Genomic DNA, 23,605 nt, shown 5'->3' on the forward strand with positions numbered 1-23,605 from the left:
GGCGCGCGGGGCCGGCGAGCGCGGCGCGCAGCGCATCGCCGACGGCGCGCGCGAGCGCTTCGCTTTGCGCTTCCTGGGTGTCGAAAGCGTGAATCTCGATCACATCTCCTCCGGACTGCTTTGTCTGTTCAAGTCGTACGAATCGTGGGGCACGTTGCCGCGTACGGTGGCGTGCGCGGCAACGGTTTGCATCAGTTCTCTTCTTCGAGCCAGCAGGTGTCGTGCTGCGCGAGCATCGCGCTCGCCGCGGCCGGCCCCCACGTGCCCGCCGCATACGGCTTCGGCGGCTTCAGCGTGCGTGCCCATTCGTTCAGGATAGGCTCGACCCAGCGCCATGCGGCTTCCTGTTCGTCGCGGCGCACGAAGAGGGCGAGACGGCCGTTGATCACGTCGAGCAGCAGGCGCTGGTACGCCTCCATCTGCCCTTCCTTGAAGAACTGGTCGAACGCGAGGTCGAGGTGCACGCTCGCGAGGTTCATCCCTTCGCCGGGCTGCTTCGCGAGGCAGTACAGGCGGATCGTCTCGTTCGGCTGCAGCCGGATCACGAGGCGGTTCGAACCGGGACGCAGCGCGGTGGGCCCGAGCGCCGAATGCGGCACCGGGCGGAAATTGACGACGATCTCCGCGACGCGATCGGCCAGCCGCTTGCCGGTGCGCAGGAAGAACGGCACGCCGGCCCAGCGCCAGTTCTCGATCTCGACCTTCAATGCGACGAAGGTTTCGGTCTGGCTGTCGGGCTTCACGCCCGGTTCGGTTGCGTAGGCCGGCACCTGCGCGCCCTTGATCACGCCCGCATGATACTGGCCGCGCACGGCCACCTTGCCGATGTCGCGCGGATCGACGGGCTTCAGCGCGCGCAGCACGCGCAGCTTCTCGTCGCGCACCGAATCCGAATCCATCGAATGCGGCGGCTCCATCGCGACGATCGACAGCAGCTGCAGCAGGTGGTTCTGCACCATGTCGCGCAGCGCGCCGGTATTGTCGTAGAAATCGCCGCGTGCCTCGACGCCGAGCTCCTCGGCGATCGTGATCTGGATGCTCTCGACCCATTCGCGGCGCCACAGCGGCTCGAACAGCGCATTGCCGAAGCGCAGCGCGAGCAGGTTCTGCACGGGTTCTTTGCCGAGGTAGTGATCGATCCGGTAGATCTGGCCTTCCGCGAAGATCTCGCCGACCGCGTCGTTGATCGCGTTCGACGACTTCAGGTCGTAGCCGAGCGGCTTTTCGAGCACGATGCGCGAGCCTTCGCTCAGGCCGACCGACGCGAGCGCCTTGCAGATCGGCACGAACAGCGACGGGCCCGTCGCGAGATAGAACACGCGGATGCCGGGCAGCGATGCCACCGCGTCGCGCAGCACGACGTAGTCTTCCGCGCGGCCGAGATCGAGGTGCACGTACTCGATGCGGTCGAGGAAGGACTTCCACGCCGCTTCGTCGAATGCCTTGCCGGCAGCCTTGGCCGCGTGCGGCTTCACGTGCGTGTCGACCCACTCGAGATAGGACGCCCGATCCGATTCATGACGCGCCACGGCAACGATCCGGCCGCTCTCCGCCAGCATGTTCGCACGGTGCGCCTCGAACAGCGCTGGCAGGATCTTGCGCATCGACAGATCGCCGGTGCCGCCGAAAAGTACGAAGGTAAAGCTGGAATCGGTATGCATGTGTCTCCGCCGGGTTGGGGGTGCTCGGAAGCGATCCGTAGTGCGATAAAAATATTTTTGACACTGAATTGTAGTTTAACTACAATCCGCCGCAAGGGGTAGCACCTGGGTGAAGAAAAAAAGAAGTGCGGTCGATGAACTGCACGAGCTTCATCTTCGGGAACGCCTTGTGCCGAATGTTATCGGACATTGACGGCGCGCATCGTCAGCGCGGCGTCGGCCCCGGGCTCGCGCCGCATCATCGCGGCGGGCCAGAAACACCAAGAGGAGACACGCCGTTGAATCTCGATTCACGCTTTCTGTAAGAGCCCGGCCGGTCATCGGCCCCGTACGCTGCATGCGTCCCGCGGCTCGATTTCCCCGTCGTTATCAAGAAGCCGGTTCCCCGTCGGGGAACTTCACGAGTTGATTCAGTCTGGAGGAGATAAGTAATGAAAGTTCGCTCGATCATGGGCGCGCTCTGCGCCGCAGGTCTGATGGCCGGCGCCGTGGCGGCGCAGGCAGCCGAGAATGTGACGGTGCTGCACTGGTGGACCTCGGGTGGCGAGTCGAAGGCCGTCGGCGTGTTGAAGGACGACGTGCAGAAGCAGGGCTACGTGTGGAAGGACTTCGCGGTCGCGGGCGGCGCCGGCGCCGCGGCCATGACCGCGCTGAAGACCAAGGTGATCAGCGGCGACGCACCGTCGGCCGCGCAGATCAAGGGCCCGCTGATCCAGGACTGGGCCGACCAGGGCGTGCTCGTCAACATCGATTCCGCTGCCGGCGACTGGAAGCAGAACCTGCCGCCGGAAATCGACAAGATCATCAAGTACAAGGGCCACACCGTCGCGGCGCCGTTCTCGGTGCACCGCGTGAACTGGCTGTACATCAACAAGGCCGCGCTCGACAAGGTCGGCGCGAAGGTGCCGACCACCTGGCCTGAATTCTTCGCAGTGGCCGACAAGCTGAAGGCCGCGGGCATCCAGCCGGTCGCGATGGGCGGCCAGCCGTGGCAGGACCTGACGCTGTGGGAAGACGTCGTGCTGTCGCAGGGCCCGGCGTTCTACAAGAAGGCGCTGGTCGACCTCGACCAGGCGACGCTGACCTCGCCGCAGATGCTGTCCGTGTTCGACACGGTGCGCAAGATCCAGGGCTACTTCGATACCGGCCGTAACGGCCGCGACTGGAACCTCGCGACCGCGATGGTGATCAACGGCAAGGCCGGCATGCAGTTCATGGGCGACTGGGCGAAGGGCGAGTTCGAGAACGCCGGCAAGAAGGCGGGCAAGGACTACATCTGTGCGGCGGTGCCGGGCACGGCGAATGCCTATACGTTCAACGTCGATTCGTTCGTGTTCTTCCAGCAGAAGGGCGAGAAGAACGCGACGCCGGGCCAGCTCGCGCTCGCGAAGACGATCATGACGCCGGACTTCCAGGAACAGTTCAGCCTGCTGAAGGGTTCGGTGCCGGTCCGCCTCGGCGTGAAGATGGACAAGTTCGACGACTGCGCGAAGAAGTCGTATGCCGACGAGCAGACCGCGATCAAGTCGGGCGGCTTCGTGCCGTCGCTCGCACACGGGATGGCGCAGAGCGACGCGACCGCCGGCGCGATCACGGACGTCGTGACGAAGTTCATGAACTCGCAGCAGGATTCGAAGAGCGCGGTCGCCGCGCTCGCGAAGGCCGCGAAGGTCAAGTAACGCGCGACAGGCGCCCGGCCGGAAACGCTTCATCGGCCGGGCGTTTTTGCATGTGCAGCAAACGGGCTCGCCCGCGAAGCCCGTGCCGTACCCGGCGCCGGCCCGGCCTGCGTCGCCCTCGTTCCAGGAGTCGAATCAAGTGGCTGCCCCTCTTAGCGGAAACGGATCCGGCGCTGCCGCCGCACGGCGTACGTCGCCGATGTCGGCCTTCGCCGATCGCTGGATCCCGAAGCTCGTGCTTGCGCCGAGCGTCGCGATCGCCGTGGTGTTCATCTACGGCTTCATCCTGATTACCGGCTATCTGTCGCTGACCCGTTCGCGGCTGTTGCCGAACTACGAATTCGACGGCTTCGGCCGTTACTCGGACCTGTTCCAGAACGACGTGTGGTGGACCTCCGCCGCGAACCTCGGCTGGTTCGGGATTCCGTTCATCGTGATCTGCGTCGCGCTCGGGCTGTTCCTCGCGATCCTGCTCGACCAGCGGATCCGCAACGAAGGCGCGCTGCGCGCGGTCTTCCTGTACCCGATGGCGCTGTCGTTCATCGTCACCGGTACTGCCTGGCAGTGGATCCTGAACCCGGGCCTCGGCCTCGAGAAGGTGATGCACGACTGGGGCTGGACGAGCTTCTCGTTCGGCTGGCTCGACGATCCGGACAAGGCGATCTTCTGCGTGGTGATCGCGGCCGTGTGGCAGTCGACCGGCTTCGTGATGGCGCTGTTCCTCGCGGGGCTGCGCGGTGTCGACGCGGAGATCTTCAAGGCCGCGCAGGTGGACGGCGCGACGCTGCCGACCATCTACCGCAAGATCGTGATCCCGAGCATGCGCCCGGTGTTCTTCTCGGTGCTGCTGATCCTCTGCCACATCACGATCAAGACCTTCGACCTCGTCGTCGCGCTGACGGCAGGCGGCCCGGGCACGTCGTCGTCGCTGCCGGCCATGTTCATGTACACGTTTTCGTTCAACCGCGGCCAGCTCGGGCTCGGCGCGGCGTCCTCGGTGATGATGCTCGCGACCGTGGTCGCGGTGCTGGTGCCGCTGATGTATATGGAATCGAGGAGCACCCGCAATGCAGCCTAAGATGACGATCAGCCGGGCAGTGATCTATGCGGCACTGATCCTGTTCGCGCTGTATTTCCTGTTCCCGATCTACGTGATGCTGTCGACGTCGTTCAAGGATCTCGACCAGCTGCGCACCGGCAACCTGCTGACGCCGCCCACCACGTGGACCGTCGACCCGTGGGTGAAGGCCTGGAGCGGCGCATGCACCGGCGTGCGCTGCGACGGCATGAAGCCGTTCTTCCTGAACTCGCTGCAGATGGTGATTCCGGCCGTGCTGATCTCGTCGCTGATCGGTGCGTTCAACGGCTACGTGCTCACGCACTGGCGCTTTCGCGGCGCCGACGCGCTGTTCACGATGATGCTGGTCGGCTGCTTCATCCCGTTCCAGGTGATCCTGCTGCCGATGGCGCGCCTGCAGGGGATGCTCGGCCTCGCCAACACGATTCCGGGCCTCGTGTTCGTGCACGTCGTGTACGGCATCGCGTTCACGACGATGTTCTTCCGCAACTTCTACGTGAGCGTGCCCGCCGAACTCGTGAAGGCCGCGCGCATCGACGGCGCGGGCTTCTTCACGATCTTCACGAAGATCCTGCTGCCGGTGTCGCTGCCGATCTTCATGGTGTGCCTGATCTGGCAATTCACGCAGATCTGGAACGACTTCCTGTTCGGGATCGTGTTCTCCGGCGTCGACTCGATGCCGATCACGGTTGCGCTGAACAACCTCGTCAACACGTCGACGGGCGTGAAGGAATACAACGTCGACATGGCCGGCGCGATCATCGCCGCGCTGCCGACGCTGCTCGTCTACATCGTCGCCGGCCGCTACTTCGTGCGCGGGCTGACGGCGGGCGCGGTGAAGGGGTAAGCGCGGCTTCATCCGATACGACGAACCGGCCGCGCCTCGCGCGCGGCGCATCGAAACGAACCCGACGCGGCGCCGGAGTGCGCCGCGCGAGACGAGACAGAGGATTCACAGCATGGCAAGCCTTTCCATCCGTGACGTGTACAAGACCTACCCGAACGGGGTGCCGGTCCTGAAGGGTGTCGACATCGAGATCGAGGACGGACAGTTCCTGATCCTGGTCGGCGGGTCGGGCTGCGGGAAGTCGACGCTGCTCAACATGATCGCCGGGCTCGAGACCGTGACGAGCGGCGAGATCTGCATCGACGGCAAGGTCGTCAACGACCTGTCGCCGAAGGATCGCGACATCGCGATGGTGTTCCAGTCGTACGCGCTGTATCCGTCGATGACGGTGCGCGAGAACATCTCGTTCGGCCTGAACATCCGCAAGGTGCCGAAGAGCGAACAGCAGCAGATCGTCGACCGCGTGTCGCAGATGCTGCAGATCCAGCACCTGCTCGACCGCAAGCCGGGCCAGCTGTCGGGCGGCCAGCGCCAGCGTGTCGCGATGGGTCGTGCGCTCGCGCGCGATCCGTCACTGTTCCTGTTCGACGAGCCGCTGTCGAACCTCGACGCGAAGCTGCGCATCGAGATGCGCGCGGAAATCAAGCTGCTGCACCAGCGCCTCGGCACGACGATCGTCTACGTGACGCACGACCAGATCGAGGCGATGACGCTCGGCGACCGGATCGCGGTGATGAAGGACGGCGTGGTCCAGCAGTTCGGCGCGCCGCAGGAGATCTACGATTCGCCGTCGAACCTGTTCGTCGCGGGCTTCATCGGCGCGCCGCCGATGAACTTCATCAACGGCAAGCTGGTCGAGCAGGGCAGCGGGATCGCGCTTGAAGTCGACACGGGTGTCAAGCGCGGCGTGCTGAACCTGCCGTTCGATGCGGCGAAGCTGAAGTCGCACGTCGGCCGCGAGGTGATCCTCGGCCTGCGTCCGGAGCGCATCACCGACGTGCGCCATGCGCACAACGGCGACGCGTCGCATCTGCAACCGTTCGACGTGCGCGTCGACGTGACCGAGCCGACCGGGCCGGACACGCACGTGTTCGCGCAGGTGAACGGCAAGCGCATCGTGAGCCGCGTGCATCCGGCCGCGAACCCGCAGCCCGACCAGACGCTGTCGCTGCTGTTCGACGTGTCGAAGGCGGTGCTGTTCGATCCGGCGTCGGAGGAGCGGATCGCGTGAGGTCGCGCGAGCGCTGAACGAAGCAAGAAGGGGCCGTCTTCGGACGGCCCCTTTGTTTTGGCGCGACGGTCGATGTCGCGGTGGCGCTCAGTGCGGCAGCCTTACGTCGAACTTGAACGTCGCGAGCCGCGCGACGAGGATGAAGCCGGTCGCGAGCAGCACGCTGTAGACGGAATCGAACTGCAGCCACACGAGCAGCAGGTAGAACCAGCAGCCGACGAACGCGCAGGTCGCGTAGGGCCGCGAATCGCGCAGGATCAGCGGGATGTCGTTGCACAGCACGTCGCGGACGATCCCGCCGACCACGCCCGTGATCACGCCCATCATCACCGCGATGAAGCGCGGCATCTCGGCATCGAGCGCGATCGCCGTGCCCGAGATGCTGAAGATCCCGAGCCCGATCGCATCGGCGACGAGCAGCAGCCGCTCGGCCGATATTCGTGACAGCATCCGCAGCACGAACGGCGCGAACAGCGCGAGCACGAAGATCACGATCACGTAGTCGTCGTGCACGACCCAGTAGAACGGCCGCCGTTCGAGCAGGATGTCGCGCAGCGTGCCGCCGCCGAACGCGGTGGCGAGCGCCACCACGAACGTGCCGACCGAGTCGAGGCGGTTCTTGCGCGCCTCGATGAAGCCCGAGATCGCAAAGGCCAGCGTGGCGATCGCCTCCAGTACCGCGATCGCGAGCGTCAGCCTAGGATGCGGCACGCGGCCCCCGGTCGCCCGGCGCCGCGAACGGCTGCAGCAGCACCAGCACCGCGCCCGCGCCGCCGTCGTGGCCGCGCGCCTCGCAGAACGCGATCACTTCTTCCTTCTGCACGAGCCACGCGCGCACCTTGCCCTTCAGCACGGGTTCCTTGCCGATCGAGCCGAGCCCCTTGCCGTGGATCACGCGCAGGCAGCGGAGCCCCTTCTTGCCGGCTTCGCGGATGAACTCGGCGAGCGCGTCGCGCGCCTCGTCGCGCCGCATCCCGTGCAGGTCGATCTGCGCCTGCACGATCCACGCGCCGCTGCGCAGCTTGCGCACGACGTCGCGGCTGATGCCGGGGCGGTGGTAGTACAGCGAGTCGTCGCTGTCGAGCAGCGTCTCGGGATCGAATTCGTCGGATAGCGTCGCGTTCAGCACGGCTTCCTCGTCGCGCTGCGTCTGCTTCGGCACCGGGTCGGGCGGCGTGCGGCCGGCCGCCGCGCGCGGCGGCGCGTTCAGCGGGCGGATCGCGCCGATCTCGTTGCGGAACAGGTTCGCGTCGGCTTCCGCCTTGCGCTCGGCCTTGGCCGTTTCGATGCGCTCGCGGTCGCGGCGATCGGCTTCGCCTTGCAGCGACTTGCGCAGCGCGCCGAGGCCCGCGAGCCCCTGGCCGCGCAACGCGGCGGGATCGGGCGCGGGCGCCGGCGCGACGGGCGCGGGGTTCGCGGGACGGGCGGCGATCTGGCGCTTTGCGGGATCGCTCGGATGGGGCTGGTTCTTCGCCATGATTCGGTACGCAGGGCAGGCGCGTTCGGGCGCGCGGGCAAAAAAAAGCCGCTGCACGGCGGCAGCGGCTTGTCCGGCCAGACCCGCTTCGCGGCAGCGGACGCCATTGTAGCGCCCGGCGCGACAGGTCTCGCGGCTTACTTCTTGTCGTGCAGGCTTTCGAGGTAGCGCTGTGCGTCGAGCGCGGCCATGCAGCCCGTGCCGGCGCTGGTGATCGCCTGGCGGTACACGTTGTCCTGCACGTCGCCCGCGGCGAACACGCCCGGCACGCTCGTCGACGTCGCGTTGCCGTGCAAGCCGCTCTTCGTCAGGATGTAGCCGTCCTTCATCTCGAGCTGGCCCTGGAACAGGTCGGTGTTCGGCTTGTGGCCGATCGCGACGAACACGCCCTGCACGGCGAGATCTTCCGTCGAGCCGGTCTTCACGTTCTTGATGCGCAGGCCGGTAACGCCCGAATCCTCGCCGGTCACTTCGTCGAGCACGTGATCCCACTTGATCACGACGGCGCCTTCCTTTTCCTTCTCCAGCAGGCGGTCGATCAGGATCGGCTCCGCACGGAACTTGTCGCGGCGATGGATCACCGTGACCTTCTTCGCGATGCCGGTCAGGTAGAGCGCTTCCTCGACGGCCGTGTTGCCGCCGCCGATCACCGCGACTTCCTGGTTGCGATAGAAGAAGCCGTCACAGGTCGCGCAGGCCGACACGCCCTTGCCCATGAACGCTTCTTCGGACGGCAGGCCGAGATACTGCGCGGACGCGCCGGTCGCGATGATCAGCGAGTCGCACGTGTATTCGCCCGAGTCGCCGATCAGGCGGATCGGCTGCTCGTGCAGCTTCGCGGTATGGATGTGATCGAACACGATCTCGGTGTTGAAGCGCTCGGCGTGCTCGAGGAAGCGCGCCATCAGCTCCGGACCCTGCACGCCTTTCGCGTCAGCCGGCCAGTTTTCGACGTCGGTCGTGGTCATCAGCTGGCCGCCCTGCGCGATGCCGGTGATCAGCACCGGGGACAGGTTGGCGCGTGCCGCGTAGACGGCAGCCGTGTAGCCGGCGGGGCCGGAACCGAGAATCAGGACTTTGGCGTGTTTGGGCGTGGACATGTGCGAATCCGTAAAAGGCGGCCGCGGCGGGCGGGGTAGGCCTCGCCGTACGATCCGGGTTGACCGGGATGCCGTCATAGATGGGTATCAGACGCGCATTATAAAGGCCCCGTTGCCGCGTTGCCGAACGAGAGTTTCAATCGTGGCGATAGTGTCGGGCAGCGCAACGGCCGCGCACGCGGGGTGGGCAGGGCCGCACGGCGGCGCGTTGCCGCCCGTGTGCAGCGGGGCCCGGCACCGGCTCGACGGGCGTCGCGGCGGTGCCCGACGGGGGCGGCCGCACCACGGCGAAAGGGCTGCCGGGAAATGCGTCCGCGGGGTCGTCGGCACCCCGGCCCTGTTATGTAACCGTCATTTACACTTGGCGGCCCGGTGCAGCGTTTACAATAAGCGGGATCGAACGACAGGCGGGCGCACGGCCCGTCCTCTTTATACGGATTCATGGCAAAAGCTCCTTATTCCGCCCAGGCACAGGCGTTGCCTCACCGGATGTCGAAGCTCCTCACGGAGATCCGCTGGATTCTCCAGGTCGCGCTCTGCGCATTTCTGGTGATGGCCCTGCTGAGCTACAGCCGGCGCGATCCGAGTTGGACGCACGCCGCCCAGGTGGATCACATCACGAACTGGGCCGGCCGCGTCGGCGCGTGGACGGCCGACATCATCCTGCTGCTGTTCGGCCTGTCGGCCTACTGGCTGATCGTGCCGCTCGCGCGGCGCATCGCCGTCAACTATCGCCGCATCACGCGCCACGAGGCGGTCTCGGACGAACCGGAGCGGCCGATCGGCTGGCTCACCGAAATCCTCGCGTTCGTGCTCGTCGTGCTGGCGTGCGACGGCATCGAGGCGCTGCGCATGTGGTCGCTGAAGGTGCAGTTGCCGCGCGCGCCGGGCGGCGTCGTCGGCGAGGCCGTCGCGGGTGCGATGTCGCATGCGTTCGGCTTCACGGGCGGCACGCTGCTGCTGCTGATCGCGCTCGCGATCGGCCTGTCGCTGTATTTCCGCTTCTCGTGGCTGTCGGTCGCCGAGCGTGTCGGCGGCGCGATCCTGTCCGCCGTCAACGTCGCGAAGCTGCGCCGCGAGGCCGAGCGCGACCGCAAGCTCGGCGAGGCCGCGGCCGTGCGCCGCGAAGGCAAGGTCGAAGAGGAGCGGGTGCGCATCGAGGATCACGAGCCGGTGACGATCGTGCCGCCGGTCGTCACGCCGGCGAAGTCCGAGCGCGTCGAGCGCGAGCGCCAGGTGCCGCTGTTCACCGACCTGCCGGGCGATTCGACGCTGCCCGCGGTATCGCTGCTCGATCCCGCGCCGAAGGCGCAGGAGGCGATTTCCGCCGACACGCTCGAATTCACGTCGCGCCTGATCGAGAAGAAGCTGAAGGACTTCGGCGTCGAGGCGAGCGTCGTCGCCGCCTATCCGGGGCCGGTCGTCACACGCTACGAGATCGAACCGGCCACCGGCGTGAAGGGCAGCCAGATCGTCAACCTCGCGAAGGATCTCGCACGTTCGCTGTCGCTCGTGTCGATCCGCGTCGTCGAGACGATTCCCGGCAAGAACTACATGGCGCTCGAGCTGCCGAACCAGCGCCGCCAGACGGTGCACCTGTCCGAGATCATCGGTTCCGAGGTGTACGCGGCCGCGTCGTCGGCGCTCACGCTGAGCCTCGGCAAGGACATCGGCGGCAAGCCGGTGTGCGCGGATCTCGCGAAGATGCCTCACCTGCTCGTCGCCGGCACGACCGGCTCGGGCAAGTCGGTCGGGATCAACGCGATGATCCTGTCGCTGCTGTACAAGGCGACGGCTGACCAGGTGCGCCTGATCCTGATCGATCCGAAGATGCTCGAAATGAGCGTCTACGAAGGCATTCCGCACCTGCTGTGCCCGGTTGTCACCGACATGCGCCAGGCCGGCCACGCGCTGAACTGGACGGTCGCCGAGATGGAGCGCCGCTACAAGCTGATGAGCAAGCTCGGCGTGCGCAACCTGGCGGGCTACAACAACAAGATCGACGAGGCCGCGAAGCGCGAGGAGAAGCTGCCGAATCCGTTCAGCCTGACGCCGGAAGATCCGGAGCCGCTCGGGCGCCTGCCGAACATCGTCGTGGTGATCGACGAGCTGGCCGACCTGATGATGGTCGTCGGCAAGAAGGTCGAGGAACTGATTGCACGGATCGCGCAGAAGGCGCGCGCGGCCGGCATCCACCTGATCCTCGCGACGCAGCGTCCGTCGGTCGACGTGATCACGGGCCTCATCAAGGCCAACGTGCCGACGCGGATCGCGTTCCAGGTGTCGTCGAAGATCGACTCGCGCACGATTCTCGACCAGATGGGCGCCGAATCGCTGCTCGGGATGGGCGACATGCTGTACCTGGCGCCGGGCACCGGGCTGCCGGTGCGCGTGCATGGCGCGTTCGTCGCGGATGACGAAGTGCACCGCGTCGTCGAGAAGCTCAAGGAGCAGGGCGAGCCGAACTACGTCGAGGGCCTGCTCGAAGGCGGCACCGCCGACGGCGACGAGGGCTCGGCCGGCGCGGGAACCGGCGAAGGCGGCGAGGAGTCTGATCCGCTGTACGACCAGGCGGTCGAGATCGTCATCAAGAACCGCCGCGCATCGATCTCGCTCGTGCAGCGCCACCTGCGGATCGGCTACAACCGCGCGGCGCGGCTGCTCGAGCAGATGGAGCAGTCGGGGCTCGTGTCGGCGATGTCGTCGAGCGGCAACCGCGAAATTCTTGTGCCGGCGCGCGACGCGGAATGAGTCCGCGGCGTTCGCAGCGCTGGCCACCCAGGGAGAAAACCGCAATATGCAGCAACATTCGTTCGCAATGTCCCTTCGTTCGACGCGGCGCTGGCTCGGCGCGGCGCTTGCCGGTGCGTCGCTGATGCTCGCGGCGACGCACGCGTTCGCGGGCGGCACCGAGCAACTGAAGGCGTTCGTGTCGCAGGTGCGTTCGGCGAAGGGCGACTTCACGCAGCAGATCGTCAAGGCCCCGGCGAAGGGCGCGAGCGCCGCGCAGGCCGTGCCGAAGCCCACCGACAATTCGAGCGGCACGTTCGTGTTCGCGCGTCCGGGCAAGTTCATCTGGACGTACCAGAAGCCGTACCAGCAGGTGCTGCAGGCCGACGGCGACAAGCTCTACGTGTACGACCGCGACCTGAACCAGGTCACCGAGCGCAAGCTGAACGGCGCGCTGGGCGCGAGCCCCGCCGCGATCCTGTTCGGCAGCAACGATCTGGAGAAGAGCTACACGCTGCGCGATGCCGGCGAAAAGGGCGGCATCGAGTGGCTCGAAATGCTGCCGAAGGCGCAGGACACGCAGTTCCAGCGGATCGGCATCGGCTTCAAGAACGGCGCGCTCGCCGCGATGGAACTGCACGACGTGTTCGGCAACGTCACGCTGCTGACGTTCACGAACATCCAGACGAATCCGCCGCTGAAGGGCGATACGTTCAAGTTCGTCGTGCCGAAGGGCGCCGACGTGATAACCGGCTGACCGGCGCCCGCGCGCGGCTGTTTCACCGAAGGGCCTGCCGGCGACGGCAGGCCCTTGTTGTTTCTGGGTGCCGGGCGCGGCGGTGCTTTCGCGCGGCTGTCATAATGTCGGGTCCGGCGGCCGGTTCGGCCGCCATCGTTTGATGTGGAGCGAGGGTTCATGTCCGACCTGTTTCAAGTCGAGCCGCGCCGCCCGCTCGCCGAGGCGCTGCGGCCGAAGACGCTCGCCGAGGTGATCGGCCAGACGCATTTGCTGGGCGAAGGCAAGCCGCTGCGGCTCGCGTTCGAATCGGGCAAGCCGCATTCGATGATCCTGTGGGGGCCGCCCGGCGTCGGCAAGACGACGCTCGCACGGCTCACCGCGCTTGCGTTCGACTGCGAGTTCATCGCGCTGTCCGCGGTGCTTGGCGGCGTGAAGGACATCCGCGAGTCGATGGAACAGGCAAAGGACACGCTGAACCGCACCGGCCGCCACACGATCCTGTTCGTCGACGAGATCCACCGCTTCAACAAGGGGCAGCAGGATGCGTTGCTGCCGTTCGTCGAGTCGGGGCTCGTGACCTTTATCGGCGCGACGACCGAGAACCCGAGCTTCGAGGTCAACTCGGCCTTGCTGTCGCGTGCGCAGGTATACGTGCTGAAGTCGCTGGACGACGACGAGATGCGCCAGTTGCTGAAGCGCGCGCAGGAAATCGCACTCGACGGCCTGTCGTTCGACGACAAGGCGGTCGATACGCTGGTCGGCTATGCGGACGGCGACGCGCGGCGCTTCCTGAACCTGCTCGAGCAGGCGCAGACGGCGGCCACGTCGGCCGGCACCGCGACGATCGATGCCGAATTCGTCAGCAGCGCGATGACGCTGAACGCACGGCGCTTCGACAAGGGCGGCGACAACTTCTACGACCAGATCTCGGCGCTGCACAAGTCGGTGCGCGGTTCGAGCCCGGACGGCGCGTTGTACTGGTTCTGCCGGATGATCGACGGCGGCGCGGATCCGAAGTATCTCGCGCGGCGGATCGTGCGGATGGCGTGGGAAGACATCGGCCTCGCCGATCCGCGCGCGCTGCAGATGGCGAACGACGCGGCCGAAACCTACGAGCGCCTCGGCTCGCCGGAAGGCGAGCTCGCGCTCGGGCAGGCGGTGATCTATCTCGCGTGCGCGGCGAAGAGCAACGCCGGCTACAACGCGTTCAACCAGGCGATGGCGTTCGTGAAACAGGACAAGTCGCGCGAGGTGCCCGTGCATCTGCGCAACGCGCCGACCAAGCTGATGAAGGAGCTCGGCTACGGTCACGCCTACCGTTACGCGCACGACGAGCCGAATGCGTATGCGGCCGGCGAGACGTACCTGCCGGACGGGATGCGCGAGCCGCGCTGGTACAAGCCGGTGCCGCGCGGGCTCGAATCGAAGATCGCCGACAAGCTCGCGTGGCTGCGCGAACTCGACCGCGAAGCCGGCAAGAAGGACTGACCGGGTAACGTCCGGCGCGGTCCGCGCCGGTGCCGCGAACGCGTCAGCGCCTGCGGGCCGGTTGCTTCTTCCAGTAGCCGAACGGCTCCTGATGGCACTCGATGTCGAGTTCGGTGACGCGGGCGTGCAAGCTCTGCTGCGCATCCGCGATCGCGAGGTTGTAGATCGCGGGCGCGATTTCCTCGACGAAGAAGTGCAGCAGGGCACCCGCCTGGATATTGCCGATCGGCTCATCCATGTTTTCTGTGAAATAGCGTTGCAGCGACGCGATCGCGCGGTCGCGTACGTCCTTCTCCAGTTCGATGGCCATCGGGGTCCTTGAGTCGTTGTGACGGGTAGCGCGTGCCGTGTTCGATGCGTTGCGGCGGGCACGCCCGGGTGTTTCGCGATCCGCGGCGCGTCGATGCCGCGCCCTTTCGCGGGGGCCGGCGGGCGGACCGGCAATGCGATACTGCCACGGCCGTCGCGCCACGGTCATCGCCCGTTTGCAGCATTGTCCGTCCGGCCAGTGCCGTGGCAGCCCCGCGGTGCGTTAGAATTCCTGTCTTACACAACGATTCTCCAAGTCCTCCCATGCTCGACATCCAGTTGCTGCGCAAAGACCTCGACGGCGTCGCCCAGCGCCTCGCCGATCGCGGCTACACCCTCGACATCGCCGCCTTCTCCGCGCTCGAAGCGGAACGCCGCGCGATTCAGACCCGCACCGAAGAGCTCCAGGCGCGCCGCAACAGCCTGTCGAAGCAGATCGGCGCGATGAAGGGGAAGGGCGAGGACACGTCGGCCGTGATGGCCGAGGTCGGCGGGATCGGCGATGAAATGAAGGCGGGAGAAGCCAAGCTCGGCGAGATCCAGGCGCGCCTGTCCGACCTGATGCTGGGCATGCCGAACGTCGCGCATGAAAGCGTGCCGGTCGGCAAGGACGAAGCCGACAACGTCGAGGTGCGCCGCTGGGGCACACCGCGCCAGTTCGATTTCGAGGTGAAGGATCACGTCGACGTCGGCACGCCGCTCGGCCTCGATTTCGAGACCGGCGCGAAGCTCGCCGGCGCGCGCTTCACGATGCTGCGCGGTTCGATCGCACGCCTGCACCGCGCGCTCGCGCAGTTCATGATCGACACGCACACGCAGCAGCACGGCTATACCGAGACGTATACGCCGTACATCGTGAACCCCGAGATCCTGTACGGCACGGGCCAGTTGCCGAAGTTCGCGGACGACATGTTCCGCGTCGAGAAGGGCGGCGAGGACAACAAGGTCACGCAATACCTGATCTCCACGTCGGAAATCTCGCTGACGAACACCGTGCGCGAGTCGATCGTCGACGCGTCCGCACTGCCGATCAAGCTGACCGCGCATTCCCCGTGCTTCCGCTCGGAAGCCGGTTCGTACGGCCGCGACACGCGCGGCATGATCCGCCAGCACCAGTTCGACAAGGTCGAGATGGTGCAGGTCGTCGCGCCGGAAACGTCGTACGCGGCGCTCGACGAGATGGTTGGCCATGCGGAAGCGATCCTGCAGAAGCTCGGGCTGCCGTACCGCGTGATCACGCTGTGCACGGGCGACATGGGTTTCTCGGCCGCGAAGACGTTCGACCTCGAAGTGTGGCTGCCTGCGCAGAACACCTATCGCGAGATCTCGAGCTGCTCGAATACCGAAGCGTTCCAGGCGCGCCGGATGCAGGCGCGTTTCCGCAACGCGCAGGGCAAGCCGGAACTCGTGCATACGCTGAACGGTTCGGGTCTCGCCGTCGGCCGTACGCTCGTCGCGGTGCTGGAGAACTACCAGAACGCGGACGGCACGGTCACGGTGCCGGAGGTGCTGCGTCCGTACATGGGCGGCATCGAGCGTATCGACGCGCCGGCACAGGCGTCGTAACGCGGCCTTCAAAGCCCTCGCAAAAAAATTGCAGAAAGGGCTTGTCAGCAACGAAGCGATCGTCTTATAATCTTTTTCTCGCGGAAACGACCAGTCGCGAGATGCAGCAAGGAAGGAGAGGTGGCAGAGTGGTCGAATGTACCTGACTCGAAATCAGGCGTACGGTTTCCCCGTACCGTGGGTTCGAATCCCACCCTCTCCGCCAAAATACGAAGCCCCTTGATCCGAAAGGATCAAGGGGTTTTTCGTTTTGGGTTCGCGGAACGTGTGTCGTGCCGCACGCCATTGCCGTGTCGGCAACTCGACCATCGGCACACCGGATCGTGCTGATACGATGCGACCCATTGCGTGCATGATCGTGCCGATCTCGTCCGGTTCGATGCGTTGTTCGGCTTTTACTGGCCCGACCTGTACCGCTGGGTGAGGGTGCACGCCGAACCGCAGCACGATGCTGGCGTTCGCGTATCACGCCAGCATCGTGCTGCTGATCGCCGTCCCGTTCATTCTCGCGATCACGCGGCGACATGACGATCTCGCCGAATTCATGGCGCTGTTCGCATTCGCGTTGCTCGTCGTGGTCGTCGTCTCGACGCCGTTTCCCGCGTCGGTCGTGCTGAATGCCGCGATGATCGCGTCGACGCCGACGCAGGGCGGCTACTACCTGGCCGACGTGATCGCCGGGATCGCATCCGACCTGACCGGGTGGGCGGCCGGATCTTTCGCCCGCGTCCGGTCCTTGCCGCTTTCTTCAGCTTTAAGCCAGCGTTTCCCGCGCCGTTAACACGGGGCGGCGGCCGGCGCTCATGCCGGACCGCCTCGTTCCCCGTCGATTCAAGGTTCCATGAAGCTGAGCTACAAGATTCCCCTCGCATTCGCCGTCGCGCTGCTGCTGATGTTCGGTGGCGCGCTGTACGGTATCCACATTCTCAATCGGTCGATCGATACGTTCGCCGAAGACGTGCAGACGAACGTCGGCGACGAACGGCTCGTGTCGGCCACGCTCGTGCAGTTCAAGCTGCAGGTTCAGGAATGGAAGGACACGCTGTTGCGCGGCAAGCAGCCCGATAAGCTCGACAAGTATTGGCAGTCTTTCCAGACGCGCGAGCGGACGGTCGATACGCTCGCCGCGCAGCTCGTTCACCAGTTGCCGCCCGGCGAGAGCCGCTCGCTCGTCGAGCAGTTCATCCGCGCGCACACGGCGATGGGCGACGGCTACCGGCGCGGGTTCGACGCGTTCAAGGCGGCCGGCTTCGAGCCGTCGGCGGGCGATGCCGCGGTGGCGGGCGTGGACCGCGAGCCTGCGGCGCTGCTGGAGCGGGCCGCGAAGTCGATCGCCGACGAGAGTGCCGCGGTGTCGGCGCAGGCGAGCCGCGATGCGCAGCACGCCACGACCGCGAGCCTCGTGCTGATGCTGGTCGTGCTCGGCGTCGCGATGGTGGGCGCGTTCCTGTTCAGCCGCGCGATCCTGCGTCCGCTCGACCGCGCGGTGGCGTGCGCGCAGGCCGTCGCCGAAGGCGACCTGACGCGCGACGTCGACGCGGCCGGCCGCGACGAGATCGCCGATCTGCTGCGCGCGTTGCAGACGATGCAGACGAGCCTCTCGGGCGTCGTGCTCGAAGTGCGCACGCACGCCGAAGCCGTCGCGACGGCGAGCGCACAGATCGCGTCGGGCAATCACGACCTGTCGGCGCGGACCGAGGCGCAGGCCGCGTCGCTCGAGGAGACGGCCGCCAGCATGACTGAACTCACCGGCATCGTCCGCCAGTCGGCCGAGCACGCGCAGCACGCAGCGCAACTGGCGCACGACGCGTCGAACATCGCGGCGGCGGGCGGCGGCGTGATGACGGATGCCGTCGGCACGATGAACGGCATCGCCGACAGCTCCGCCAAGGTCGGCGAGATCATCGCGGTGATCGACGGCATCGCGTTCCAGACCAACATCCTCGCGCTGAACGCAGCGGTCGAGGCGGCTCGCGCGGGCGAACAGGGGCGTGGCTTCGCGGTCGTCGCGGCGGAAGTGCGCACGCTCGCGCAGCGCAGCGCCGCCGCGGCGAAGGAGATCAAGGGGCTCATCGAGCAGTCGACGAGGCGGGTTGACGCGGGCGCCGTGCTGATCGGCCGGGCGGGCGAATCGATTCACGAGATCGTCGGCGCGGTGCAGCGCGTCACGACGATCGTCGGCGAAATCTCGTCCGCGTCGCAGGAGCAGAGCGGCGGCATCCAGCAGGTGAACATCGCGGTGACGCAGATGGACGAAGCGACGCAGCGCAACGCGGCGCTCGTCGAGCAGGCCTCGGCCGCGACGCAGGCGCTGGCCGAGCAGGCGAGCGCGCTGCGGCATGCGGTGGCCGTGTTCAGGCTGCCGGAAATGGCGTGACCGCGGCCGCCGTCACGCCGGACTTCGATGGAACCGGGGCCGGCGCGGCGTCGGCGTTCAGCGGCGCACCTGCGCCGATCGACCCCGGCCCGCCCCCCGCGATCACGCCGCGGCCGGATATTGCGCGAGCACCCGGGCGCGGATCGACGGCTTGATGTTCGACTGCGCCATGTTGCCGCCGTAGTGCGCGACGACGCGCGGATTCATCACGCGATACCAGAGCGGCGGCACGTACGCGAACAGGATCATCGTCGCGTAGCCGGCCGGCAGTTGCGGCGCATCGTCGAAGTGGCGCAGCGCCTGGTAAGAGCGCGTCGGATTCGCATGATGGTCGGCGTGTCGCTGCAACTGGTACAGGAACAGGTTGGTGACGACGTGATTGCTGTTCCACGAATGCTGCGGCGAGCAGCGTTCGTAGCGGCCGTTCGGCAGCTTGCGGCGGCCGAGCCCGTAATGCTCGACGTAGTTCACGACTTCGAGCAGCGACGCGCCGTAGACGGCCTGGATCACGAGGAACGGAATCACGACCTTGCCGGCGATCGCGATCGCGATGCCCCACACGACGACGGTCATCGCCCACGCGTGCAGCACTTCGTTGCGCCAGGTCCACGGCGAATGCCCGAGCCGTTCGAGGCGCGCCTTCTCGAGTCGCCACGCCGAGCGGATGCTGCCGGTCACGGTGCGCGGCAGGAAGGCCCAGAACGACTCGCCGTAGCGCGCGCTCGCCGGGTCCTCCGCCGTTGCGACGCGCACGTGGTGCCCGCGGTTGTGCTCGACGTAGAAGTGGCCGTATGCGACCGGCGCGAGCGTGATCTTCGCGAGCCAGCGCTCGAAGCGGTCGGTCTTGTGCCCGAGTTCGTGCGCGGTATTGATCGAGATGCCCGTCGCGGCGCCGAGCGACAGCGCGAAGCCGACGTAGTCGTACCAGGCGAGCGCATGCGTGCCGACGATCCAGACGCACGCGAAGAACGCGACGTATTCGACGAGCGTCGCGAGATAGACGATCAACCGGTAGTAGCGCTCCCGTTCGAGATGCGGCACGACGTCCTCGGGCGGGTTGTCGCGATCGTCGCCGATCAGCGTGTCGAGGATCGGGATCACGCCGAACGCGAACAGCGGGCCGAACCACCAGAATACGTGCAGGCCCGTCGACAGCGCGAGCTGGGCGGCGAGGATCGGCAGCGTGATCGTCAGCGCGCCGAGCAGCCACAGGTAACGCTTGCCATCCGACCAGCCCGGAGCCGATCCGTGGGTCTTTGCCATTGTCTCCCTCCTGCCGGCCGGCCCGAGGGCGGCCGCCTGTACGGTTGTTCGAATTCTCGTCGGTCCGCGAAGCACGCGCGGTCGAGCCGGATCGTCACCCGGTTCTGCCTGTTATACGACTCACGCGCACGCTTGCCAAACTCCGGCACTAGGCGCGCGGCTCCAAACGGACGGGCGTGTGCGGCGCCGGCAGGGAAGGGCCCGCGCACGCCGATTGAAACATGGGGGGAACACCGGATCGACCCGCACGGGGCGACCGGTTTGTCAGACGGATGGCGTGTCGTGACGCGTGCGGTTGGCGGCGCCACGGGCTTGCAACAAATGTTGCAATGCAATATACGGAGGGCGGCAGGTACCCGTGATATCGATTTTCGGGTTGCCAATCTTACGGATCATTACGACATCCGTGCTGAAATCGGCGGGACCCGGCGGGCGACTGCCTGATGTCGCAAGGCGACCGGTGCCATGCGTCGAACGAGGCCGCGGCAACCGTCTTTCGGCGACACGCATCGGCATGGCGATGCTGCACCCGCACACGAACGGGCCGACCGGCCGCCGGCGGTGCGTGCTGCCTTTCGATTCGCGCTGTCATTTGAAAATAACGATTTGACTCATGCCCCGCTTTCGGTTGAAGCTAATAGCTTGCTGTCCGAAGGGGGCTGTGCCTGCATGAGTTCGACCTTGACCGTTCGTCGTATCGTTGCCGACCAGGGCGGCGTGTATCGCGAACTCCGCGCCGCATCGCTGCGCGAGCCCTACGCGCCCGGCGAAGCGCCGGAGGCCGAATTGCTGAACGTCGAAACGGACGCGGCGTCGGCGATTGCCGCGCAGCGCGCCGTGTCCGACGAGTCGACGACTTTCCTGCTGTATACCGAAGGCCATCCGGCCGGCATGATCGGCGCGTATTTCGACAATACGCCCGATCGGCGTGCGTTCGTCAGCGAGCTGTGGGTGGCGCACGCGGTGCGTCATCTGCGCGGCGGCGTGCTGCTGCTGGAGACGGCCACCGCCTGGCTCGCCGAGCGCGGCGCCCAGGACGTCTACGCGTGGATTGCCGATGCGAACCGCAACGCGATCCGCTTCTACGAGCGGGCAGGGTTCGGCAATACCGGCGAACACGCGCCGATCGCACGGATGCCCGGCGCGATGAAATCGCTGTACGTATCGCAGATGAAGCACTGACGTGACGTCGGAACGCGGGCCGCACGGCGCGATGAGGCTTGGGTCGCCCGCTTGCCTGCCCGCCTGCCGGTTGCGCGCCCGCCCGGGCCGCCGCCATCCGGTTCCCCAAAAATAATGGCCGCGCGCGTGGACGCCTGTAAAATACGCAAAAAATTTTTGCAGAGTGTCCATGTCGCTTAAAAAATCGCCATTCTTCGAGCTGCGCAGCGGATCGGTCGATACGTTGCTGTTCACCGTGAAGACGACCGATCTCGATGCGTTGCGTACCGAACTGGTCAAGCGCTTCGAAGCGACTCCCGAGTTTTTCGCCGACGATGTCGTCGCGATCGACGTCCGCCGCCTGGCTGACGGCGAACGCGTCGCGCTCGCGGACATCCGCCAGATGCTGAACGACGTGCGGATGCGTCCGGTGGGCGTCGTCGCACTGGCAACGCAGGGCTGGGCGGGGGAAGCCGGCCTGCCGTTGCTGGAGGCGCGCGATCGCCGCGCGCCGGCCGCGAAACCTGCCGACGAAGCGGAGCCGGCGGCAGTGCCAGCCGTCGAGCCCGCCGCCGCTGCGGCAGCCGCGGCGGCGCCCGAACAGCCGTCGGAGCCCGCGCCGACGCCCGTGCAGGCCGGCGGCCAGACGCTGGTGATCGACCGGCCGTTGCGTTCGGGGCAGCAGATTTACGCGAAAGGAGACCTCGTGGTGCTCGCGCCGGTCAGTCACGGCGCGGAGATCATCGCGGAAGGCAATATCCACATCTACGCGCCGTTGCGCGGCCGCGCACTCGCGGGCGTGCACGGCAATCACGACGCGCGCATTTTCTGCACGTGTCTCGAGCCGGAACTGATTTCGATCGCGGGTATCTATCGAACAACCGAGAACCCGTTGCCCGCCGAAGTACTGGGCAAATCGGTGCAGATCCGGCTCGAAGAGGAAAAACTGATGATCGAACCGCTGCGCCTGACGTAACACACGCGGAGCGCTCCGGATCGATCGGCTCTCATTGACGAACACAGGGTATTGGGTAAATGGCAAAAATCATCGTGGTGACCTCGGGCAAGGGCGGCGTGGGCAAGACGACGACGAGCGCGAGCTTTGCGTCCGGTCTCGCGCTGCGCGGCCACAAGACGGCCGTGATCGACTTCGACGTCGGCCTGCGCAACCTCGATCTCATCATGGGCTGCGAGCGCCGCGTGGTGTACGACCTCGTGAACGTGATCCAGGGCGAAGCGAACCTGAACCAGGCGCTGATCAAGGACAAGAAGTGCGAGAACCTGTTCATCCTGCCGGCGTCGCAGACGCGCGACAAGGATGCGCTCACGCGTGACGGCGTCGAGAAGGTGCTGAACGACCTGGTCGCGATGGACTTCGAATACATCGTCTGCGATTCGCCGGCCGGTATCGAGGCGGGCGCACTGCACGCAATGTACTTCGCGGACGAAGCGCTGATCGTCACGAACCCGGAAGTGTCGTCGGTGCGTGACTCGGATCGCATTCTCGGCATCCTGTCGTCGAAGACGAAGCGCGCGACCGAAGGCAAGGATCCGATCAAGGAACACCTGCTGATCACGCGCTACAGCCCGAAGCGCGTCAGCGAAGGCGAGATGCTGTCGCTCGAGGACATCAGCGAGATCCTGCGCATCAAGCTGATCGGCGTGGTGCCCGAGTCGGAAGCCGTGCTGCATGCATCGAACCAGGGTCTGCCGGCCGTGCATATCGACGGTACCGACGTGGCGGAAGCGTACAAGGACGTCGTCGCGCGTTTCCTCGGCGAAGACAAGCCGCTGCGCTTCACCGATTACCAGAAGCCGGGCCTGCTGCAGCGCCTCTTCGGCAGCAAGTAACGGAGGCCGCCCATGTCCATCCTTTCGTTTCTCCTCGGCGAGAAGAAGAAGTCCGCATCGGTCGCGAAGGAGCGCCTGCAGCTCATCATCGCGCACGAGCGCGTCGGCGGCCGGCCGCCGGCCGATTACCTGCCGGCGCTGCAGAAGGAGCTGGTCGCGGTCATCTCGAAGTACGTCCATATTTCGGACGATGACATCCGCGTGAGCCTCGAGCGCCAGGACGATCTCGAAGTCCTCGAAGTGAAGATCGAGATTCCGCAAGCCTGACCGTTGCGGATATCCCTCCGCACGGCGGCACTCGCCGCCGTGCGCGTCTTACGCCCTGTTGCACTTTCGGGCATGCCGTAACACGGCGTCTGTCGGCCGTTTCCGCCCCTCCCGCATTGAACGAATACGCTCGCGTAACTTGTTCAACCAGGAGGTTGTGATGGCTGTCTCTACCGTTCAACGTCGTATCGTTTCGCTCGCCTTGCTTGCCGCGAGCTTGTCAGCCGTCGTCGCGCCGCTTGCCGCACACGCGGACGAGATTCTCGTCGGCACCCCCGTGATCGTGCCGCAGGGCCGCATGGTCGTCGCCGAGCCGGTCGCCGTGCGCACCGAGGAAGTCGTGATCGTCGCGCCGAACGCGCCGCCGCCGGTGCGCTACGAGGTCGTGCCGGCCTCGCGCGTGGGCTACGTGTGGGATCGCGGGCACTGGCACTGGGAGCATGGCCGCTACGTGTGGATCGGTGGCCACTGGGAAGCCGAGCGCGTCGGCATGCAATGGGTGCCGGGCCACTGGGACCAGCGCGGTCCGAACTGGTTCTGGACCCGTGGTCACTGGGCATGATGGAGGCGGACGATGAAAAGAACCGCAATTGCCATCGCGCTCGTCGCGATCACGCTGGCCGGGTGCATCGTCGTGCCGGCACGGCCCGTGTACTACCGGCCGGCGCCCGTCGTGATCTATTGAGCGTCGCGCGGGCCGGGCTGTGCCGGGTCGCGCGCCCCGGCTGCGGCCGGCTCGTCGTCGTGCGGCGCCGGTGCATGGGCCGCGTCCTCGGCCGGC

21 protein-coding genes, 1 tRNA gene and 1 pseudogene are annotated in these 23,605 nt (G+C 66.4%); 16 read left to right on the plus strand and 7 right to left on the minus strand.

What is annotated here, in order from left to right:
- Positions 1-103 (minus strand): annotated as a pseudogene (locus G3N96_RS30035) (6-phosphogluconolactonase); the annotation flags it as partial.
- Between the two features lie 88 nt (positions 104-191).
- The gene (zwf, locus tag G3N96_RS30040) at positions 192-1,661 is read right to left on the minus strand and encodes a glucose-6-phosphate dehydrogenase (RefSeq protein WP_124576695.1); all 1,470 of its coding nucleotides are present in this window, start codon (positions 1,659-1,661) and stop codon (positions 192-194) included.
- 431 nt (positions 1,662-2,092) lie between these two features.
- Here zwf and G3N96_RS30045 point away from each other — a divergent pair, with 431 nt between their 5' ends.
- From G3N96_RS30045 to ugpC, 4 genes are all read left to right on the plus strand, one after another.
- Positions 2,093-3,340: an ABC transporter substrate-binding protein gene (locus tag G3N96_RS30045; RefSeq protein WP_059485260.1), complete on the plus strand. Its 1,248-nt coding sequence runs from the start codon at positions 2,093-2,095 to the stop codon at positions 3,338-3,340.
- A 139-nt stretch (positions 3,341-3,479) separates the two neighbouring features.
- Positions 3,480-4,418 carry a sugar ABC transporter permease gene (locus tag G3N96_RS30050; RefSeq protein ID WP_089439437.1) on the plus strand — a complete coding sequence of 313 codons (939 nt, stop codon included), beginning with the start codon at positions 3,480-3,482 and terminating at the stop codon, positions 4,416-4,418.
- Complete coding sequence (locus tag G3N96_RS30055; protein ID WP_011544828.1) at positions 4,408-5,265, plus strand: carbohydrate ABC transporter permease; 858 nt, start codon at positions 4,408-4,410, stop codon at positions 5,263-5,265. Before G3N96_RS30050 ends, G3N96_RS30055 begins: the two co-directional genes overlap by 11 nt.
- 112 nt (positions 5,266-5,377) lie before the next feature.
- Positions 5,378-6,496, plus strand: coding sequence for a sn-glycerol-3-phosphate ABC transporter ATP-binding protein UgpC (gene ugpC, locus G3N96_RS30060; RefSeq protein ID WP_089472317.1), 1,119 nt, complete (start codon positions 5,378-5,380; stop codon positions 6,494-6,496).
- Between the two features lie 87 nt (positions 6,497-6,583).
- Here the strand turns inward: ugpC and G3N96_RS30065 are convergent, their stop codons facing one another.
- The 3 genes from G3N96_RS30065 to trxB all read right to left on the minus strand — a co-directional run bounded on the left by G3N96_RS30065 (position 6,584) and on the right by trxB (position 9,073).
- Positions 6,584-7,207: a trimeric intracellular cation channel family protein gene (locus tag G3N96_RS30065; RefSeq protein WP_124576704.1), complete on the minus strand. Its 624-nt coding sequence runs from the start codon at positions 7,205-7,207 to the stop codon at positions 6,584-6,586.
- The gene (locus tag G3N96_RS30070) at positions 7,194-7,973 is read right to left on the minus strand and encodes a Smr/MutS family protein (protein WP_089439440.1); all 780 of its coding nucleotides are present in this window, start codon (positions 7,971-7,973) and stop codon (positions 7,194-7,196) included. The genes G3N96_RS30065 and G3N96_RS30070 overlap by 14 nt, the downstream gene beginning before the upstream one ends.
- Positions 7,974-8,110: 137 nt before the next feature.
- A complete protein-coding gene (gene trxB / locus G3N96_RS30075; protein WP_206139455.1) occupies positions 8,111-9,073 on the minus strand; it encodes a thioredoxin-disulfide reductase in 963 nt (320 codons plus the stop codon).
- 441 nt (positions 9,074-9,514) lie between these two features.
- Here trxB and G3N96_RS30080 point away from each other — a divergent pair, with 441 nt between their 5' ends.
- From G3N96_RS30080 to G3N96_RS30090, 3 genes are all read left to right on the plus strand, one after another.
- Positions 9,515-11,824 (plus strand): DNA translocase FtsK, encoded by a 2,310-nt coding sequence (locus G3N96_RS30080; RefSeq protein ID WP_206139456.1) that lies wholly within the window; start codon positions 9,515-9,517, stop codon positions 11,822-11,824.
- A 46-nt stretch (positions 11,825-11,870) separates the two neighbouring features.
- The gene (gene lolA / locus G3N96_RS30085; RefSeq protein ID WP_206139457.1) at positions 11,871-12,560 is read left to right on the plus strand and encodes an outer membrane lipoprotein chaperone LolA; all 690 of its coding nucleotides are present in this window, start codon (positions 11,871-11,873) and stop codon (positions 12,558-12,560) included.
- A 159-nt stretch (positions 12,561-12,719) separates the two neighbouring features.
- Positions 12,720-14,030 carry a replication-associated recombination protein A gene (locus tag G3N96_RS30090; protein WP_046545133.1) on the plus strand — a complete coding sequence of 437 codons (1,311 nt, stop codon included), beginning with the start codon at positions 12,720-12,722 and terminating at the stop codon, positions 14,028-14,030.
- A 43-nt stretch (positions 14,031-14,073) separates the two neighbouring features.
- Here G3N96_RS30090 and G3N96_RS30095 read toward each other — a convergent pair whose 3' ends face one another.
- A complete protein-coding gene (locus tag G3N96_RS30095; RefSeq protein WP_206139460.1) occupies positions 14,074-14,340 on the minus strand; it encodes a DUF2164 domain-containing protein in 267 nt (88 codons plus the stop codon).
- Between the two features lie 263 nt (positions 14,341-14,603).
- On the opposite strand from G3N96_RS30095, the gene serS reads away from it, so the two are divergent.
- The 4 genes from serS to G3N96_RS30115 all read left to right on the plus strand — a co-directional run bounded on the left by serS (position 14,604) and on the right by G3N96_RS30115 (position 18,282).
- Positions 14,604-15,905, plus strand: a complete 1,302-nt coding sequence (serS, locus tag G3N96_RS30100; RefSeq protein ID WP_124576710.1) for a serine--tRNA ligase — start codon at positions 14,604-14,606, stop codon at positions 15,903-15,905.
- A 114-nt stretch (positions 15,906-16,019) separates the two neighbouring features.
- Positions 16,020-16,110 (plus strand) — tRNA-Ser (locus tag G3N96_RS30105).
- A 243-nt stretch (positions 16,111-16,353) separates the two neighbouring features.
- Positions 16,354-16,686 (plus strand): hypothetical protein, encoded by a 333-nt coding sequence (locus G3N96_RS30110; RefSeq protein ID WP_185634115.1) that lies wholly within the window; start codon positions 16,354-16,356, stop codon positions 16,684-16,686.
- A 60-nt stretch (positions 16,687-16,746) separates the two neighbouring features.
- Positions 16,747-18,282: a methyl-accepting chemotaxis protein gene (locus G3N96_RS30115; RefSeq protein WP_206139458.1), complete on the plus strand. Its 1,536-nt coding sequence runs from the start codon at positions 16,747-16,749 to the stop codon at positions 18,280-18,282.
- A 102-nt stretch (positions 18,283-18,384) separates the two neighbouring features.
- Here G3N96_RS30115 and G3N96_RS30120 read toward each other — a convergent pair whose 3' ends face one another.
- Positions 18,385-19,545 carry an alkane 1-monooxygenase gene (locus G3N96_RS30120; RefSeq protein ID WP_206139459.1) on the minus strand — a complete coding sequence of 387 codons (1,161 nt, stop codon included), beginning with the start codon at positions 19,543-19,545 and terminating at the stop codon, positions 18,385-18,387.
- A gap of 669 nt (positions 19,546-20,214) precedes the next feature.
- Between G3N96_RS30120 and G3N96_RS30125 the strand changes: the two genes are divergently transcribed.
- From G3N96_RS30125 to G3N96_RS30145, 5 genes are all read left to right on the plus strand, one after another.
- The gene (locus tag G3N96_RS30125; RefSeq protein WP_174968547.1) at positions 20,215-20,727 is read left to right on the plus strand and encodes a GNAT family N-acetyltransferase; all 513 of its coding nucleotides are present in this window, start codon (positions 20,215-20,217) and stop codon (positions 20,725-20,727) included.
- Positions 20,728-20,896: 169 nt separating this feature from the next.
- Positions 20,897-21,682 (plus strand): septum site-determining protein MinC, encoded by a 786-nt coding sequence (minC, locus tag G3N96_RS30130; protein ID WP_089424736.1) that lies wholly within the window; start codon positions 20,897-20,899, stop codon positions 21,680-21,682.
- Between the two features lie 59 nt (positions 21,683-21,741).
- On the plus strand, positions 21,742-22,557 hold the full coding sequence (minD, locus tag G3N96_RS30135; RefSeq protein WP_046545140.1) for a septum site-determining protein MinD: 816 nt from the start codon (positions 21,742-21,744) through the stop codon (positions 22,555-22,557).
- A gap of 12 nt (positions 22,558-22,569) precedes the next feature.
- Positions 22,570-22,824, plus strand: a complete 255-nt coding sequence (gene minE, locus G3N96_RS30140; protein WP_006476634.1) for a cell division topological specificity factor MinE — start codon at positions 22,570-22,572, stop codon at positions 22,822-22,824.
- Positions 22,825-22,984: 160 nt separating this feature from the next.
- Positions 22,985-23,386 carry a YXWGXW repeat-containing protein gene (locus G3N96_RS30145; RefSeq protein ID WP_089460559.1) on the plus strand — a complete coding sequence of 134 codons (402 nt, stop codon included), beginning with the start codon at positions 22,985-22,987 and terminating at the stop codon, positions 23,384-23,386.
- Positions 23,387-23,605: the final 219 nt, after the last annotated feature.

Origin of the sequence: Burkholderia sp. Se-20373 (genome assembly GCF_017104705.1) — a bacterium.
In the GTDB taxonomy this organism is placed as follows: domain Bacteria; phylum Pseudomonadota; class Gammaproteobacteria; order Burkholderiales; family Burkholderiaceae; genus Burkholderia.

Bases quoted from the DNA above. Each gene is read 5' to 3' on its own strand.
- zwf (WP_124576695.1), bottom strand. From the start codon at position 1,661: ATGCATACCGATTCCAGCTTTACCTTCGTACTTTTCGGCGGCACCGGC.
- G3N96_RS30045 (WP_059485260.1), top strand. From the start codon at position 2,093: ATGAAAGTTCGCTCGATCATGGGCGCGCTCTGCGCCGCAGGTCTGATG.
- G3N96_RS30055 (WP_011544828.1), top strand. From the start codon at position 4,408: ATGCAGCCTAAGATGACGATCAGCCGGGCAGTGATCTATGCGGCACTG.
- ugpC (WP_089472317.1), top strand. From the start codon at position 5,378: ATGGCAAGCCTTTCCATCCGTGACGTGTACAAGACCTACCCGAACGGG.
- G3N96_RS30070 (WP_089439440.1), bottom strand. From the start codon at position 7,973: ATGGCGAAGAACCAGCCCCATCCGAGCGATCCCGCAAAGCGCCAGATC.
- trxB (WP_206139455.1), bottom strand. From the start codon at position 9,073: ATGTCCACGCCCAAACACGCCAAAGTCCTGATTCTCGGTTCCGGCCCC.
- G3N96_RS30080 (WP_206139456.1), top strand. From the start codon at position 9,515: ATGGCAAAAGCTCCTTATTCCGCCCAGGCACAGGCGTTGCCTCACCGG.
- lolA (WP_206139457.1), top strand. From the start codon at position 11,871: ATGCAGCAACATTCGTTCGCAATGTCCCTTCGTTCGACGCGGCGCTGG.
- G3N96_RS30090 (WP_046545133.1), top strand. From the start codon at position 12,720: ATGTCCGACCTGTTTCAAGTCGAGCCGCGCCGCCCGCTCGCCGAGGCG.
- G3N96_RS30095 (WP_206139460.1), bottom strand. From the start codon at position 14,340: ATGGCCATCGAACTGGAGAAGGACGTACGCGACCGCGCGATCGCGTCG.
- serS (WP_124576710.1), top strand. From the start codon at position 14,604: ATGCTCGACATCCAGTTGCTGCGCAAAGACCTCGACGGCGTCGCCCAG.
- G3N96_RS30110 (WP_185634115.1), top strand. From the start codon at position 16,354: ATGCTGGCGTTCGCGTATCACGCCAGCATCGTGCTGCTGATCGCCGTC.
- G3N96_RS30115 (WP_206139458.1), top strand. From the start codon at position 16,747: ATGAAGCTGAGCTACAAGATTCCCCTCGCATTCGCCGTCGCGCTGCTG.
- G3N96_RS30120 (WP_206139459.1), bottom strand. From the start codon at position 19,545: ATGGCAAAGACCCACGGATCGGCTCCGGGCTGGTCGGATGGCAAGCGT.
- G3N96_RS30125 (WP_174968547.1), top strand. From the start codon at position 20,215: ATGAGTTCGACCTTGACCGTTCGTCGTATCGTTGCCGACCAGGGCGGC.
- minC (WP_089424736.1), top strand. From the start codon at position 20,897: ATGTCGCTTAAAAAATCGCCATTCTTCGAGCTGCGCAGCGGATCGGTC.
- minD (WP_046545140.1), top strand. From the start codon at position 21,742: ATGGCAAAAATCATCGTGGTGACCTCGGGCAAGGGCGGCGTGGGCAAG.
- minE (WP_006476634.1), top strand. From the start codon at position 22,570: ATGTCCATCCTTTCGTTTCTCCTCGGCGAGAAGAAGAAGTCCGCATCG.
- G3N96_RS30145 (WP_089460559.1), top strand. From the start codon at position 22,985: ATGGCTGTCTCTACCGTTCAACGTCGTATCGTTTCGCTCGCCTTGCTT.